This is a genomic window from Streptomyces sp. NRRL B-24085 (assembly GCF_001282115.1).
Classification (GTDB): Bacteria; Actinomycetota; Actinomycetes; order Streptomycetales; family Streptomycetaceae; genus Streptomyces.
The window spans coordinates 1-14560 of sequence record NZ_LJBR01000038.1; the positions used below are offsets into that span (position 1 = coordinate 1).

At 70.1% G+C, this 14560-nt stretch carries 18 protein-coding genes and 2 pseudogenes; 15 read left to right on the forward strand and 5 right to left on the reverse strand.

The window, feature by feature from the left end; genetic code table 11:
- Positions 1–2 precede the first annotated feature (2 nt).
- From AOJ26_RS05605 to AOJ26_RS05625, 5 genes and pseudogenes are all read right to left on the reverse strand, one after another.
- Positions 3–1362: pseudogene (locus AOJ26_RS05605) on the reverse strand (SCO6881 family protein).
- Positions 1363–1402: 40 nt separating this feature from the next.
- A complete protein-coding gene (locus AOJ26_RS05610; RefSeq protein ID WP_053847047.1) occupies positions 1403–2086 on the reverse strand; it encodes a hypothetical protein in 684 nt (227 codons plus the stop codon).
- On the reverse strand, positions 2086–2394 hold the full coding sequence (locus AOJ26_RS05615) for a DUF6112 family protein (RefSeq protein ID WP_053847048.1): 309 nt from the start codon (positions 2392–2394) through the stop codon (positions 2086–2088). The genes AOJ26_RS05610 and AOJ26_RS05615 overlap by 1 nt, the downstream gene beginning before the upstream one ends.
- 255 nt (positions 2395–2649) lie before the next feature.
- Positions 2650–3015 carry a hypothetical protein gene (locus tag AOJ26_RS05620; RefSeq protein ID WP_234358456.1) on the reverse strand — a complete coding sequence of 122 codons (366 nt, stop codon included), beginning with the start codon at positions 3013–3015 and terminating at the stop codon, positions 2650–2652.
- A gap of 196 nt (positions 3016–3211) precedes the next feature.
- A complete protein-coding gene (locus AOJ26_RS05625) occupies positions 3212–4321 on the reverse strand; it encodes a C40 family peptidase (RefSeq protein ID WP_053847049.1) in 1110 nt (369 codons plus the stop codon).
- A 537-nt stretch (positions 4322–4858) separates the two neighbouring features.
- Between AOJ26_RS05625 and AOJ26_RS05630 the strand changes: the two genes are divergently transcribed.
- The 15 genes and pseudogenes from AOJ26_RS05630 (at position 4859) to AOJ26_RS44150 (ending at position 14560) form a co-directional block, all read left to right on the forward strand.
- Complete coding sequence (locus AOJ26_RS05630; protein ID WP_046918732.1) at positions 4859–5614, forward strand: DNA-methyltransferase; 756 nt, start codon at positions 4859–4861, stop codon at positions 5612–5614.
- 139 nt (positions 5615–5753) lie between these two features.
- Positions 5754–6431, forward strand: coding sequence for a DUF4913 domain-containing protein (locus AOJ26_RS05635; RefSeq protein ID WP_086724224.1), 678 nt, complete (start codon positions 5754–5756; stop codon positions 6429–6431).
- Positions 6428–6916, forward strand: coding sequence for a hypothetical protein (locus tag AOJ26_RS05640; RefSeq protein WP_053847051.1), 489 nt, complete (start codon positions 6428–6430; stop codon positions 6914–6916). The genes AOJ26_RS05635 and AOJ26_RS05640 overlap by 4 nt, the downstream gene beginning before the upstream one ends.
- Positions 6913–7506, forward strand: a complete 594-nt coding sequence (locus tag AOJ26_RS05645; RefSeq protein WP_053847052.1) for a hypothetical protein — start codon at positions 6913–6915, stop codon at positions 7504–7506. Before AOJ26_RS05640 ends, AOJ26_RS05645 begins: the two co-directional genes overlap by 4 nt.
- A 143-nt stretch (positions 7507–7649) precedes the next feature.
- Positions 7650–7991, forward strand: a complete 342-nt coding sequence (locus AOJ26_RS41525; protein WP_264086544.1) for a GNAT family N-acetyltransferase — start codon at positions 7650–7652, stop codon at positions 7989–7991.
- A gap of 30 nt (positions 7992–8021) precedes the next feature.
- Positions 8022–8708 carry a hypothetical protein gene (locus AOJ26_RS05650; protein WP_053847053.1) on the forward strand — a complete coding sequence of 229 codons (687 nt, stop codon included), beginning with the start codon at positions 8022–8024 and terminating at the stop codon, positions 8706–8708.
- 59 nt (positions 8709–8767) lie between these two features.
- Positions 8768–9487, forward strand: a complete 720-nt coding sequence (locus tag AOJ26_RS05655) for a hypothetical protein (RefSeq protein WP_078959758.1) — start codon at positions 8768–8770, stop codon at positions 9485–9487.
- Positions 9488–9681: 194 nt separating this feature from the next.
- Positions 9682–10026 carry an SH3 domain-containing protein gene (locus AOJ26_RS05660; protein WP_053847055.1) on the forward strand — a complete coding sequence of 115 codons (345 nt, stop codon included), beginning with the start codon at positions 9682–9684 and terminating at the stop codon, positions 10024–10026.
- Positions 10027–10136: 110 nt separating this feature from the next.
- On the forward strand, positions 10137–10610 hold the full coding sequence (locus AOJ26_RS05665) for a hypothetical protein (RefSeq protein ID WP_053847056.1): 474 nt from the start codon (positions 10137–10139) through the stop codon (positions 10608–10610).
- On the forward strand, positions 10607–11050 hold the full coding sequence (locus tag AOJ26_RS05670) for a hypothetical protein (RefSeq protein ID WP_053847057.1): 444 nt from the start codon (positions 10607–10609) through the stop codon (positions 11048–11050). Before AOJ26_RS05665 ends, AOJ26_RS05670 begins: the two co-directional genes overlap by 4 nt.
- Positions 11051–11059: 9 nt before the next feature.
- Positions 11060–11485: a hypothetical protein gene (locus tag AOJ26_RS05675; protein ID WP_053847058.1), complete on the forward strand. Its 426-nt coding sequence runs from the start codon at positions 11060–11062 to the stop codon at positions 11483–11485.
- A 33-nt stretch (positions 11486–11518) separates the two neighbouring features.
- Entirely contained in the window at positions 11519–12397 is an 879-nt protein-coding gene (locus AOJ26_RS05680; RefSeq protein WP_063790235.1) for a winged helix-turn-helix transcriptional regulator, read from the forward strand.
- Positions 12394–12945 carry a hypothetical protein gene (locus AOJ26_RS05685; RefSeq protein ID WP_053847059.1) on the forward strand — a complete coding sequence of 184 codons (552 nt, stop codon included), beginning with the start codon at positions 12394–12396 and terminating at the stop codon, positions 12943–12945. Before AOJ26_RS05680 ends, AOJ26_RS05685 begins: the two co-directional genes overlap by 4 nt.
- The gene (locus AOJ26_RS05690) at positions 12942–14183 is read left to right on the forward strand and encodes an MFS transporter (RefSeq protein ID WP_053847060.1); all 1242 of its coding nucleotides are present in this window, start codon (positions 12942–12944) and stop codon (positions 14181–14183) included. Before AOJ26_RS05685 ends, AOJ26_RS05690 begins: the two co-directional genes overlap by 4 nt.
- Positions 14184–14230: 47 nt before the next feature.
- Positions 14231–14560 (forward strand): annotated as a pseudogene (locus AOJ26_RS44150) (hypothetical protein).

Here is a 14560-nt window from a genome sequence, read left to right on the forward strand (position 1 = left end):
GGTCAGAGGCCGGTGGGCGGGGGCGGCGGATTGCCGGCCGAACTCGGCGGAGTTCGGGGCCGGTGGGGTGCCCTGCGGCGGCGGGGTGAAGGCATCGGACGCGGGCGAGGACATGAATCCGCTGCCGTGACTGGCGGATCCGGCACTCGACCCACCTGGTCCGGGGGCGCCGCCGAGGTGGCCGCTGGTGTCGTCGCGCGGGCTGGTCGGCGGGGGCTGTACCGCCATGTCCAGACCGCTCTTGATCGCCCCGCTCTCGGACGACTCGGTTCCGGAGCCGCCGCCTTGCTTGCCGGTGTCCGGCGTGGGGGTGGCGGCGATGTCGCCCGGGAAGCCGCCCGGCACCGCGTCCGGGCCCTGGGGTGCGGCGCCCGCTCCAGCAGCGGCGCCACCGGTCCCTGCGGTTGCGACCGCGGCGGCGGCTTTGCGCCCGGCGCGTTCGGCGTGCTGGCGGGCCATCTGCGCGCCGGCGCCGCCGGAGCGGTGCAGCGTCTCGGCGTCCGATCCCTCGGAGGCCGCCCAGTGCACGAACTTGAATGTCGCGTACGGGCACAACAACACCAACGCCAGGATGACGATGCCGGCCATCACGTCGGCCAGAGCGGCGATACCGTCCTTGGCCTCGGTCTTGCCCATGGCCGCGATCCCGAGCACGAAGATCACAGTCATCAGCAGCTTGCTGACCACGAGGGTGGCGGTGGCTTCGATCCAGCCCTTGCGCCAGCGCCGGGCGGCTTCCCAGCCGCCACCGGCTCCGGCGAAGACGGCGAGGGTAACCATGACGAGGATGCCGACCTTGCGGACCATCATCACGCACCAGTACAAGAAGGCGCCGATCGCGGCACCGATGCCGACGACGACCGTGACCAGCCAGCCCAGGCCGGAAAGGGAGGCGATCTGGCCGACCTTGACGATGCGCCGCACCGCGGTGGCGACGTCGAGGTTGGCGGCTTTGAACAGCCCGTCGCTCAACGCATCGACGACTTCGATGGCGACAGTGGTGAAGGCGATCGCGGTGAAGGCGAACAGCACGCCGGTGGCGGTGCCGGTGAACGCCTGGGTGAGGGCCTGGCCGTCGCGTCGGATCGCCGCGCGCACGAGTTGGGCGCAGAACGTGGCGACGAGGACGACCAAGCCGATCGGCAGGATCATCTCGTAGTTGTCGCGGAACCACCCGGCATTCAAATCGACCTTGGTGGTGGTGTTGACGGCCTCGGCAGCCAAGTCGGCAGCGGCGGCGGCGAGTTCGCCCGCCGATTTGGCCATCCAGTTGCCGATCGCTGCGCCAGGGTCGGAGGCGAATTCGACCGCGTCGCCGACCGCGCACAGTTTGTCCGCGAGGGGGAGGTCGCAGAAGCCCAAGGGGAGTCACCCCTCCTTTCTTCAGTGGGCTCGGGGCGTGTCAGGGCACTACGCGGGGAGCGATGGAGACCAGGGAGCAGTCGGAGCTCGGGCGGCACTGCACGGCGAGGGTGATCGAGCGGTCCTCGGAGGCGGCTCCGCCCTTCTTCCAGGCGATCTGCTGTTTGCCGGTGACGGTGACGGCGTAGATGTACGCCTCGGTGATCGCCGACGGATCGTCCGCCAGGGCCTGCTTGAACGCGGACGGGTAGTGGGCCTCGTCCACGATGGCGTTGGCGTACTGGTCCTGATCGGCCATCCGCGACCACAACACCGGATCCGGCACCTGCGCGGTGAGAGAGGACCAGTCGGCGTACTTCGTCTCCGACGTCAGCCATGCCTTCATCCCGGCGAGCTGCTGATCACGGCTGGTGGTGCGCGTGTCATACGACCACAACATCGCCGCGGCGGCCTGGGCGAAGGCGACCGGATCGGCCACCGCCGGAGGCTTCGCCACCGAACCGGCCCCGGCCGACGCCGTGGGACCGGCGGACGCGGAGGCGGTGCTGCTCCGCTCGGACGGAGTGGCGCTCTGGCTGTCACGGGTTGCGGTGCGGCCGGTGAGCAGGGCGACGATGGCGGCGAGAGTTAGCAGGACGGCGAGGCCGATCGCGCTGACCGTGATGCGCTGCCGGGACGACCAGCCGATGCCGTAGCCGGACAGGGAGGGGAATCGTTTCGGCATCAGTGGACTTGCGACCCCAGGGCGGAGAAGAACGCGATCACGCCGTTCGCGGCACCGAGGCCGAGAGCGGCGCCGGCCGAAACGACCGCACCCTTCTTGCCGTTGGCCTCGGCCTGGTGGCCACCGGTGTGATGGCCCCAGGCCCACACGCCGAGGGAGACGGCGAGCGCGCCGACCACGGCGACGATCGCGAACAGGTTGATGCTGTTGACCACGTTCTTCAGGACGGCGAGGCCGGGCAGGCCACCGCCCTTTGGGGAGATGCCGGGGTCGTAGGCCAGGTACTGCACGGTGTCGATCAGGTGCAAAGGGAGGCTCCTTGCGCGCGCCGAAGCCGACGCGTGGGAATCAATGAAGAGAAGAGGGGGAGGTGCCAGGCGGCGGCCTCGGGGAGGCGGGCCGGCAGCCGTGCGAGGTCCGGCCGAGCCGGTCGACGCATTCGAAGCGTCGTGGCGCGCGCGAGGGCACGGCGCTCGTGCCGAAGCTGGGATGAAGCCGCAACTTGGGCCGGTGCCGCTTCGACGGCGCTACGGCTCAACCGTTGATCCGGCTGTCGGGGCGCTCTACTTCGGGATCGGCGGGGTGGGCGCGCCGTTGCTGGCGTACGGGTTGGCGCACTGGTAGATCACGTAGCCGCGGATCTTTTGGTCGTCGGACTTGCGGGTCACCGTGCCCCGGGTGAACCAGGTCTTCTGGCTGGCCTTGTAGACCCACTGGTCGTAGGCGATCTTGTCGTGCCGGTAGGCGACGCCCAGCGCCGTGGCGGTCTTGGACGGGGACTTGCGTACCTTGACCGCGCTGCACGAGATCGTCGTGTGGCCGGTGTCATACGCCTGCGCCGTGGCGGCGGTGGCCAGGCCGCCGGCTGCGACGGCCAGTCCCATCGAGGCGCCCGCAAGGGTGCGCCGGACGCGGTGGTGAGGTATCACTCAGATACTCCGTGGTGTCGAGAGAGGGGGAGAGAAGTGGGCAGGTGTCGTCCTGCCGATGAGCCGTCTGCGGGGGAGTAAGGAGGCGGCCCAGGGGGATGGGGGCGGCGATCCGGCTCATGTGCCGTGCGCGGCTGTTCCCGCGCTGAACTGGTGATGCAGGCGGCAGGTGGGGTCTCTGCGCCCCGACTGGGGGTCAGATGACGCGGCGGGCGGCGAGGATGTCCCAGTCCGCCAGGGGGGTGATTCGAACTGGTTTTCCGGTTCGGGGTGCCTCGATCGCGAGTCCCGATCCCATGTAGAGGCCAACGTGTTCGGGGCGGGCGGCGCTGCCGCGGGAGAAGATCAGATCACCGGGCTTGAGCGCCTTAGAGGAGACGGCCTTGCCCTCGTTGATCTGGGTGTATGTGGTGCGGGTGAGCTGGATTCCGGCGTGCCCGTACGCCTGCTGGGTCAGCGAGCTGCAGTCGCAGCGACCCATCGGATCCGGGCCGTGCGGCGCCGTGCAGGTACCGCCCCACTGGTACATCGTGTCGAGTTGCTGCATCGCCCACGCGATCGCCTTGCGCGCCTTCGGATCAGCGTCCTTGGGGATCGAGTAGCCCTTCGGCACCGAACCTTCGGGGATGGTGCCGTAGCCGGAGCCGTCCTCGGTCGCCGTGCAGGACGCGGTACTGGGGGTGCTGTCCGTGTCCGTGCCGGAGGCGTCGGGGAAGGTGGCGGCGATTGCCTTCTGCAAGGCGGTCGCCAGGTCCTCCCAGTCGGCGTAGGCGTCGGGGTAGGCGGATCGCTGGACCTTCTGCGCGGCCTGGGTGACGGTCAGTTGCTGCCAGCCGGAAACCGCCAACAAGTGCGTGTAGAACTGGGTGGAGGCGTAGACAGGGTCGCGGATCTCCTCGGCGGTGCCCCAGCCCTGGCTCGGCCGCTGCTGGAACAGGCCCAGCGAGTCGCGGTCGCCGGAGTTCAGGTTGCGCAGCCGCGATTCCTGCATCGCGGTGGCGAGCGCGATGACCTGGCCCTTCTTCGGCACGTGAAGGCTGATCCCGGTTGCCACGATGGTATGGGCGTTGGGGACCTGCTCCTCAGGCAGGGTCAGGCCCTCGACGTGGACAGTCTTGGCGGACGCGCCGTTGAGGATCTTGGTGACCTGTTCGACGACGGCGTCGGTGTCGACGTCGCCCACGCAACTGAAGGACGAGTAGGTGGTCTGGGCGGCCTCGCTGGAGGAGGCCATCAGCATGGCCGTGCCGGCGAGGAGGAGAGGGGAGAGGACGAAGGCGCCGATGCCAGCGGCTACGCCCTTCAACCGGCGATGCCTCCCGAGCGGCAATCACGGTCCGGGGGCCGGTGTTCGGGCAGGGGAGGGTAGGGAGCTGTCACAAGGGGGTCCTTCGAAGGCAAGGTCCCGGCCGCGCGGCGGCAGAGGTGGAAAGGGCGCTGCGGCACGGGAGTTGAGTGAGTCGGGGCGTGTCTCGCGAGCGTTGAATTCAGCTCACGAGGCGCGTGAGTGTCAGGTCACGTGTACCGGGGCACGGGGAGTCTCCATGAGGGCACGGGCAGGGGATTGCGCCATCGGCGGTGTTCGCCGGGCAGTTCCAAAACAGTAAGGGCGGATCCCCGGTTGCCGAAATCGCGGGTGATCAAGCCCTGATTTCCGGGGCTGGGAGGCTGCGATGCGTCTCAACCGGGGATCGTGCCTTACAGTTTTGGCTCCTCCCCTCGCCACCCCACTTTCGTAGGTCAGCGGTGCCGTCATGCCCGCATTCGGCCTGCCCGGGGTTACGTGCGTGAGCCGGGAGGTATTCACCCTCATCTCGCCCGACCCGAAAATTGGGGCACCTCTTTGCCTTTTTCCCTACACCAGGGCGACGCGCTCAACGCCCTCGCTGAACTGCCGGATGGCTGCGTCGACTCCGTCATCACCGACCCGCCATACAATTCCGGTGGCCGGACTGCGAAGGAACGCACGAGCCGCAGCGCCAAGCAGAAGTACACCTCCGCCGACGCCGGCCACAACCTGCCGGACTTCACCGGCGAGAACATGGATCAGCGCAGTTACGGGTTCTGGCTGACGCAGATCATGACCGAATCGCACCGGCTCACCCGTACTGGCGGCACCGCGCTCCTGTTCACCGACTGGCGTCAACTCCCCACCACGACGGACGCGATCCAGGCGGCCGGATGGCTGTGGCGTGGTGTGCTGGCCTGGCACAAGCCGCAGGCCAGGCCCCAGAAGGGCCGCTTCACCCAAAACTGCGAGTTCATCGTCTGGGCGTCCAAGGGCGCCATCGACGCCTCCCGCAACCCCGTCTACCTGCCGGGCCTCTACAGCGCCTCGCAGCCGTCGGGCAAGAACCGGCAGCACATCACGCAGAAGCCAGTCGAGGTGATGCGCGAGCTCGTCAAGATCTGCCCCGAGCAGGGCACGGTGCTCGACTTCTGCGCCGGTTCCGGCTCGACCGGTGTGGCGGCTCTTCTGGAAGGCCGTGACTTCATCGGCGTCGAGAAGACCGAGCACTACGCGGCGATCGCCGCCGACCGGCTGACTGAGACCCTGCAACAGACCCTGAAGCAGGACGATTTCGTCCTGTCCTCCTGACCCGAGTCGACGGCTGGCCACGGCCGGAATTCCGCATGCCCGGATTCCCCTCCGGCGCCGCATGCAGGCGTTATAACACTGGATCCCCGGTTAGCGAAACCGGGAATCGTCCGGATTGTTGGAGCCGCCATCCCAGCCCATGGGAAGCGGCTTCGAGGAGGACCCTTTCGTGCCTGAATCCATAAACCCCAACGACAACGGGGAAATGGAACCGGTCCGGCTGCCGGACACGGATCTGGAAAGCATCGAGGCCAGCGTACGCAAGCTGCTCAAGCAGTCGGCGGAGCAGGCGAAGCAGCTCGACAGCCTGTCCACCGAGCCCGGACCGCGCGCGTTCGACGGCTTCGGCATGCCGGGATTCGCCGGCCTGCCGCTGCCGCCTGCCCCACCAGAGCCTCGCCCGATCCTGGAACTGGACGGTGAGGAGTACGAGGACGAACTCGACAGCCTCTCCGACTGGGTGGACGACTTCCTCATGCCCGTCTACGGCGCGGAGGTCACCACCGCCGCGCCGTGGTGCGCGCAGTGGCAGGAACACGACGGTGTCGTCGCCTGGCTCCATGCCCTATGGCTGGCCTATCAGCAGCACAAGGACCCCGAGGCAGGATTGTCGGGCCTGTTCGTCTGGCACCGGGACTTCCTCACCCACGCCATGGCCACCGTCCGGGCCCCAGGCGGGCCGCTGTCCGCATGCATGACCGACCCGGATCGTCACGCCCACCGCCTGCTGCCCGGCCCCAAACCCTCCACACGGGCGGCGAGTTCCCGGGCCGACGGATCGGAGAGGGTCGGCGAGCCGGGCCAGGCCGCAGCATGAGTGGCCCCGAACCCCGGCCGGCCTTCGGCCTGTCCTTCGACCCTCGCGCGCTGACCGACCTGCTCCAGGCCCCCGCCGACATCCGCGACCTGTCCCTCGACCAGCTCCAGAAGGTCGTCAACGCCCAACTGTTCGGCGGCAAGCTGACCGAGGAACTGACCGGGTACCGCAAGATCTACGTCGATCACCGCAACGCCTGGCGCATCGTCTACGCCCAGCGCCCGGCCCCGCCTGGCGCGTCCCACCGCACCGAGATCCACGTCGTCGCCGTACGCCCCCGCGCCCGGCACGACGTGTATGAGACCGCCCGGGCCCGTCTCGGCATCACCCGCCGCCCGACCGGCGCCCGCACCCACGCCGCCCGCGCCCGCTCCCCGCAACTGGACGCCCAACGGCCGCCGATCCCCAAGCCGGGCCCGTCCCCGTACACGATGCCCGGCCTCCCCCAACCCGCATCCACCATCCCGAAGGGCCCCACCCGTTGACCCGTCTCCCCTTCATCCTCGACCGCGTCAGCGACGTGCTCGCCGTCGAGCCGCCGAAGGCCAACCAGCATCACCTGCTCATCCTGGACATCGCCGAGATGTGCCACGACCTTGACGAGCAGCTCGACGCCCTCGTCGGTGACCACGCCGACGGTGTCCTGGCCATCGCAGAGCCCGAGCGGTTCACCCGTCTCCTCGCCGAGCGGCTCTCCCTCGAAGTCCAGCTGACCCAGGCGGTGTCCCAGTCCTGCTGCTGCGCCACCGAGACCGCCAGCACCGACAACCCGGAGGACAACGCGGAGGGCGAGCCGGGCGGGCCGGGCCGGCCAGAAACCATCGTGCATGCCTGCCTCGACGCCTTCGCCGCCGCCGGAGACCCGCCCGCGCTGCCGGCAGCCGACATCGTCGACCACCTGCGCGCGCTGCCCGGCAGTGCCGAAGGACCCAACCCTTACGTCCACCTCACCCAGGGCCACCTCGCCCGTCTCCTGGCCGTGCACACCGTCCACCCCTGCTCGCTGTCGGACGGCCGGGGCAAGGGGTACCGGCGCAGTGCCCTGACGATCGCGCTGTACGGCTACCCCTGCTGAGCCACCCGACGCTCTCCACGATCCGCCGAGGGAGCGAGGCGGACTGGCATCTCATCGACGCCTTCCACCGGGGCTGCTGTCCGGAGAGCCTGCTGCGCCGCTGGGGCCGGAGCAGGATCACCCGGCGCGATATTTCCCGGCTGCTGGCCCACAGCACGATCTGGATCGGTCTGGACGCCGACGGCGCTCCGCTCGGGATCGTCTCGGCCGGGTTCGTCAGTCGGGAAGCGGGTGTCGTCGATCTCGGACTACAGGTCGCCGACGCCCATCAGCGCCGCGGCATCGGCACCCTGCTGGCCCGGCACGCCGCCGACCACGCCCGACGCCGCGGCGCCCACACGCTGACCGCGTACCTCCACGCCGCCAACACGCCGATGCTGCGCCTCCTCGATCGCCTCGGCCCGGCCGCGCACACGCGTCACGGCACGTACCTGGACGTCCGCATCCTCCTCGGCGAGAGGCCCACCACAGGACGGCGGCCCTGATCGCCTCCTCCAGACGAAACCACCCCACCCATGCCCTCTCATCCCGCACGCGCGTCCGCGAAGCAGGCGCTCACGCAGTTCGATCTCCGCATCGAGGCAGCGATCGGCCACAGCATCGATCAGCTGTGGCAGCACCGCGGCCGTAACCTCCTCGACGAGCCGAGCACCTGCCTGGCCGACGCCCACCGTGCTCTGGTCCAGGCCGAACAGGCCGTCACGTTCTACCGGGTTCAGCTCCGGCGGTTGGCCTCCGACGAGTTCGCCGTCGACCAGGCGCTGTTCACGCGGATCAACCGCACCGTTGCCGCGCTCAAGGAGGCTGCGGCGACCCGCGACCAGCGCGAGACCCAGGTCAAGGCGGCGCTGGAATCCGTCGAAGCCGCCACCCGCACGCGCGGAGCAGGTGGCGGGCCGGAGCTTCCGGCACCGGACCAGGCAGCCCTGCTGGCGATCGCCCAGGGCGCCAAACTGCGCGAACACCTTCTCACCCAGCGCCTGTCGGTCGTGACCGCCTCCGGTGTCCGTATCGCCTACAGCCACCTCCAGCGGTTCGAGGCAGCCGGTCTCGTCGTGCGCGACGAGGCCCATCCGTTGCACGCCGGGCAGCCAGTCACCCTCACCGATGCCGGCCGCGCCCTCCTGGCCTCACGCCGCGTGCCCGCCCCGCCGGTGCAGCGGGCCGGAGCCTGGCCGGTCTCCTCCGCGCCGCGCCGCTGACATCTCCGGCGCGGCGCGAGGACAGCCGATTCTTCCCCCTGATCGACCCGAAAGCACCTATGCCCTCACACCCCCCGGACTTCCGCCTCAGCGGCTACCAGGCCGTCAACGACCGCGTTGACGACCAGTTCTGGCAGCACATCGGCATCGAGGAGGACCAGCTCACCGTCCTGGCCGAGCACCACACCAGCGACGGCCGGAGCAGCTTCTTCGTCCTGCACAACGGGGCCGTCACCTGGGGGATCCCGGGTGAACCCCAACTCGTCGCCCTTTACCTCCAGCGCGACACCGTCGCGCGGACCTTCCGCTTCGACCATGCGGAACTGCCCCTGCCGGTGATGGCCCAGTCCTGGCTGATCGCCCGGGGTTGCCCCGAGGAGAAGATCCTTCTGCCCGAGCGCCTGGGCGGGACACCCTCCGACGACGCCACCCGGGCCCTGGAGGCGCGGCTGCGCGGCGACGGCGACCACTTCGCCCTGCTGACCAGCTACACCCGGGACGACGAGCCCTTCCAGACCACGGTGCTGCTGCGGGCGCTGGACGAGCGGGTGCCCCTGCCGTTCCGGGTGCTGCTGGAAGAAGTCGACACCGACACCTGGACACGCACCCTGCGCGAAGGCGGCTTCGCCACCTTCGAGGCCGCGACGACGTGGCGGGAAGCGCACTGGAGCGGCGAGGACGTCCCACTGCCCACCACGTCACCGACCACCCGCCACAGCACGCCGCCCGCGGCAGCGGCGAGCGCCGTGCCACCGTCGCCGCGTCGGCCCGGCCGCTGAAACCCAAGAACTCAATTCCGTGCCGCCGGATTTCCGGACAGCTGCACCGATTCTGCTCCGGCGGTAGCGGAACATAGCACCCCATCCCCGGTTAGCGAAACCGGGGATTCTCTGGACTCTTTAATCCAGCCCGCACGGCAACTGCCCGGGCTGCATTGCCATTTCCTCCCTCACTGACATGGAGCCCAATTCCCATGCGCTCAACTCGAATAGTCGTCTCCGCCGCTGTCCTCGGCGCCCTCGCTCTGCCGCTGGTCTCCGCAACGGCTGCGAGCGCCACGCCCGCCCAGGCGCCGGCATCTCTGGTCACCACGTCGTGTACTGATCCGGGACCGTGGGTGATCGCCACCAAGGCCGTCACCATCCGCTCCAAGGCATCTGCCAAGTCCACCGCGGTCGGAATCCTCTACAAGGGCCACAAGTTCACCGTCCACAAGACCAGCGGAAAGTGGCGCTACATCACCGACAAGACCACCGGCGTCAAGGGATGGGTGTCCGCCAAGTACGTCTACCGCACTGTCGGCATGTGCCTGGACTAATCCGCCCACCGGAGCGTCGAAGTCGATTCTGAACCGCCGTTACCCGCAGCGCGGTTGGGCCGCGAGTGTCCGGCCCTATTTCCCCGAATGTGACGGAAAGGAGTTTTGCTGTGCCTGACGCCGACGAGGTGATGGGGGTCCTCACCGAGCAGGTCGAAACCCGCTTCCAGATGCCGATCGCCGAGCTACGCCGTGCCGTGGCCGCCGCCCCGCAGGCCCACCCGGAGGCAACCACGATCGTGCGCTGGCACGGGATGCTCACCGAGGCCCAGCAAGTGCTGGAGAGGGCCGAGGACGCCCTCGCCGAAGCCCTCGCCCAGCACGTGGACGCTGTGCCCGACGGTGAGTTCGTCGAGCTGCCCGAGCACGTCATGTACCTCGCGGACATGGTGAACAGCGCCCACACCGCACGGCAGGGGCGGGTCATGACGGTGCGTCACCTCCTCGATCCCCAGGCGATCGGAAACCGGTCGGGGGTGTGGCGCGGCCCATCCCCCTTGGTCCGCCGGGGACCGGCTTTGCCTACCGGCTCGCCGTCCCTTCCTGCCACCGGGCAGGCACCCGCGCGCGGGGTGGCCCGGTGAACGTGGTCGAGAAGGCCTCCAGTCAGGACGGCCTGCTGGAGGAGGTGTTCGGGGCCCCGGTGCGGGATCTGTACGCGCAGGCGATGGGCCCCGGTGCGTCCGCGGCCCTGGTGCGCGCGCTGGAACTGCGCAGCTTCCTGGTCGTGGCCGAGGGTCAGGTGGCCCGGGTGCGGGACCGGGTCCATGAGGCCACCGCCGCGGACCGAGACATGAGCGAGCTGTCCGCCGACGACCTGCGCTTCGACGCGCAGTGGATGGAGGCGGCGCTGGCCGGCCGTGCCGGCTACGTCGCCGCGCTCGGTCGGCTGTTGCGCGCGATGCCCCCGCCCGGCCCGGCTGCGCGCCGCGCCGAACGCCTCACCCAGCCGACGATCACCACCAGCCTTCCGCCCGCCCCGGCAGACACCTGCGCCGGGGCGGTGCGCAAGGCCCCATCGTGAAAGCCCCGTTTGCCCCCGTCCCCCATTACCGCCCAGTCGATTGCCGAGCGCATCGAGACCCTGTACGCCCAGCCGCTGGCCGACCTTGAAGTCTTCGCTCACGGCCGTCCCGACTCCAGCATGCTCGCCGCCCTGCTCAGCGGCCTGGCCGAGCTGCGGCTGGCCGAGCGCAACATCGCCTTCCAGGTGCAGCGGCTGCGTGAACTCACCGACCCGGAGCGTGAGATCGGCCGCTTCAGCGCCGGCCACATTCTCGACTGCGCTCGCCGGATCGTCGAGTGCCTCGCCACCCGCGACGCCCACGCGAAGACCCTGAGCGGCGTCCTGGCCAGCCTCCACCGCGTCCCCGCCCCGGACGTGCGGCCCGAGTCCGCGCCAGCCACCTCCGCCGCACCGGTTCCCGCTCCTGCGCGTGCCGTCGCCCGTACCCGCTGACCTTTCCCTTTCCTGTCTGAGGAGTCCCTTCCCTTGGCTGCCACCGGTCTGTCCCGCACCACCCTGACCGATCTCTCGCGCGTCACCGAGAGCCTCAAGATGCTCGCCCCCAACTGGAGCGTGTGGGTGCTGATGACCCTCTCCGCGGGGCCCCTGCGCTACAGCGATGTCAAGGCCAAGCTCGCCCTGCTGGCCGACGGCCAGCTCCACCCGAAGCTGACCAAGCTGGTCGACGCCGGTCTCGTCGAGCGCAACGAACACGGCCCGCGGAACGTCACCTACGGGCTGAGCAGCCGCGGCGCCGCTCTGATGCCTGTCCTGCCTGCGCTCAACACCTGGGCGGACACGCATCTGGAGAAGCCCCTCGCGCCGGACAAGAGCACCGGGGTGCTGGAGCCGCAGTCGGTCGCGGCGGCCCAGAACATCGAGGACGCGATCGCCCTGATCAGCCCCAGGCACTCCACGCCACTGGTGTGGGCGCTCAGGGCCCGCGGGACGGCCGGCGCCAAGGCGCTGGCGGCCGAGGTCATGCCGCACTACAGCCTCAGCCGCGTCTACCCGCCGCTGCGACGGGTGATCGACGACGGGCTGGTCCAGGTCACGGGGTCTGGTGACTTCCAGCTCTCCGCCAGCGGCCAGGCCCTCGCCCCGGTCTACCAGGCCCTCTCGGCCTGGGCAGCGGGCCGTCCCCTCACCGACGCGGCCACGCACCCGCTGTGGGGACACGCCCCGACGCCCTCGCAGACCCGGTCCGGCCCGTACCTGACCACCCAGTCCAGGCTCTCGGACCCGCTTGCCTCGCCCGCACCTGCCCAAGCCCAGGCCCTGTCGTGGAAGACCGGCGACCTCTTCTCTCACCGGATACCCGCCCGACCCCTGTCGGTCTCCCCGGCAGGAGGCCAGCGCCGATGACCACGACCCTCCACCTCAGCCACCCCCACGCCGGCCGGGTCATCCACGCCCTCTCCCTGCCGGCCCTGATCCGCCTGGTCACCGAGATCGATGACAACGGCCCCATCAGCCGCCGCCGCGGCAGCCTGCAGAGCGCGTTCGGTGACCTCACCACCCACCAGCTCCGCTACGCCATCGACGTCGCCCGCACCCTCGGCCTGGTCCACGCCGACCCATACGCCACCACCCGCTACCGGCTCACCGAGGCTGGCGAAGACCTCGCCGAGTTCTACGACACCGCTGCCCGCTGGTCCCGCACGCACCAACGCCCCCACGCCGTCTGCGATTTCGTCACCCGTGTCCAGCACGCCCTGAAACTGCTCGGCCTGCCAGCCGACGCGCCGACGCGAGACCCCGCCGACGCCAGAGTGCTGCGTACCGAGGCAGACCTCGCCCTCCATGGGCTCAGGACCGCGCTGGGCGAGTGGCTCCAGACGCATCCGCAGTCCCTGCCCGCCGCGGCACCGCGCTCCACTGCGGCGGCGGACGAGACGGAGCTTGTTGCGTGAGAATCCGTACCGGATCCCGGCACGCCCGCCGACCTGGTTCCGCACTGCTGCGCGGCATCTACCTGCCGCGTGGCATGGACGCCGCCGCGTTCGCCATGACGACGTACGGCATCCCCCTGCTGGTGCTCGCCACCACCCGCTCCGCAGCCCTCACGGGCCTAGCCTTCGCCCTGGAATGGCTGCCACGGTTGATGGCGTTCGCCCTGGCCGGAGCCCTGGTCGACCGCTACGGCACGACCCACGTGTTCCGTCTGGCCTCGACGGCACGGGCCGCCCTCGTGCTCGCCGCCGCGCTCATCCTTGGGTCTCCGGCCGACGGGCCCGGCGAGACGATTACCGTCATGACGCTCGCCGGCGGCACCGGTGTGCTCACCGAGTTCAGCTACCTCGCCGCCGAAACCGCCGGCGGGATCGCCAGCCGCACCGCAGGTGCGCGTGCCCACCGGGTGCAGTCGGTCCTCCTCGGCATCGACCAGACCGCCACCCTGATCGGTCCCGCGCTCGCCGGGCTGCTCCTCACCCACAGCGGCGCCACCGGCATGCTCGCCGCAACCGCCGCCTTCTCCCTGCTCGCCGCCGCACTCACCCCACGACAGAACACGGCTCCCCACACCACCTCCCAGGCAACTGTCGTCCGGGGACTGCGGACCGGCTGGCAGGCACTGCGCTCCCTGCCAGCACTCGGCTGGCTCGTCGGGGGACTGACGCTGTCCAACCTCGCCGTCGGCGTCCTGCAGGCCGCGGCCCCGGTAATCGTCGTCCAGCGATTCGGCTACTCCAGCACCGACGTCGGCCTGCTCTGGTCGGCCGCCGCCGCAGCCGGCCTCGTCGCGATCATCCTGTGCCAGCGTGCCATTGACCGCTACGGCCTCTGGGCGGTCGGTGCTGTCTGCGCGACGATCACCGGCTCGGCCTGCCTCGCCCTCACACTCGCCGACACCTACCACGCCTATCTGGTACTGATCGCCCTCGCCCTGGCCGGCGAGGGCGGCATGACCGTCGTGCTGCGCACCCTGCGCTCCCATCTGATTCCCGCCGAGGTCTTCGGCAACACCCTCGCCGTGACGATCCTGCTGCTCCTGCTGCCCTTCCCGATCGCGGGACTGCTCGTCGCCGCCGTTTCGCCCGGCCGGCTCGGCCACGTGATCACCGCCTGCGCGGTCGTGCAGGCGATCGGCTTGGCCACCGCCTTCACCCGGCTGCGCACCCTCCCGGACCTGCACCCCTCGGCCACCTGACCCGCCCCGCCCTCTTCAACTGCTTCCCGGAGGGCTTCCCGACACCCATGCCCCACGCTCCCCAGTTGGACCTCTTGTCCCTTTCCGATGCTGTTTCCGGCCGCACCACCGGCCGGCCCACGATCACTGAGCAGTTCCTCGCGTTCGACGCCCAACGCCCCCACGTCTACCGCGCCTTGGAACGCCTGACCGCAGACCGGCTCGCGGCGGAGCCACCCGCATCGGCCTCAAAGACCTCTTCGAAGCCCTGCGCTGGCGCCTCCCGCAGGGCGTGGCCGGGCTGAACATCAACTTCACCTCCCTGTACGCCCGCAAATGGGACGCCGATCACCCCCCTGGGCGCGCCCGCGTTCGAACTGCGCCGCCGCACCCCCTGA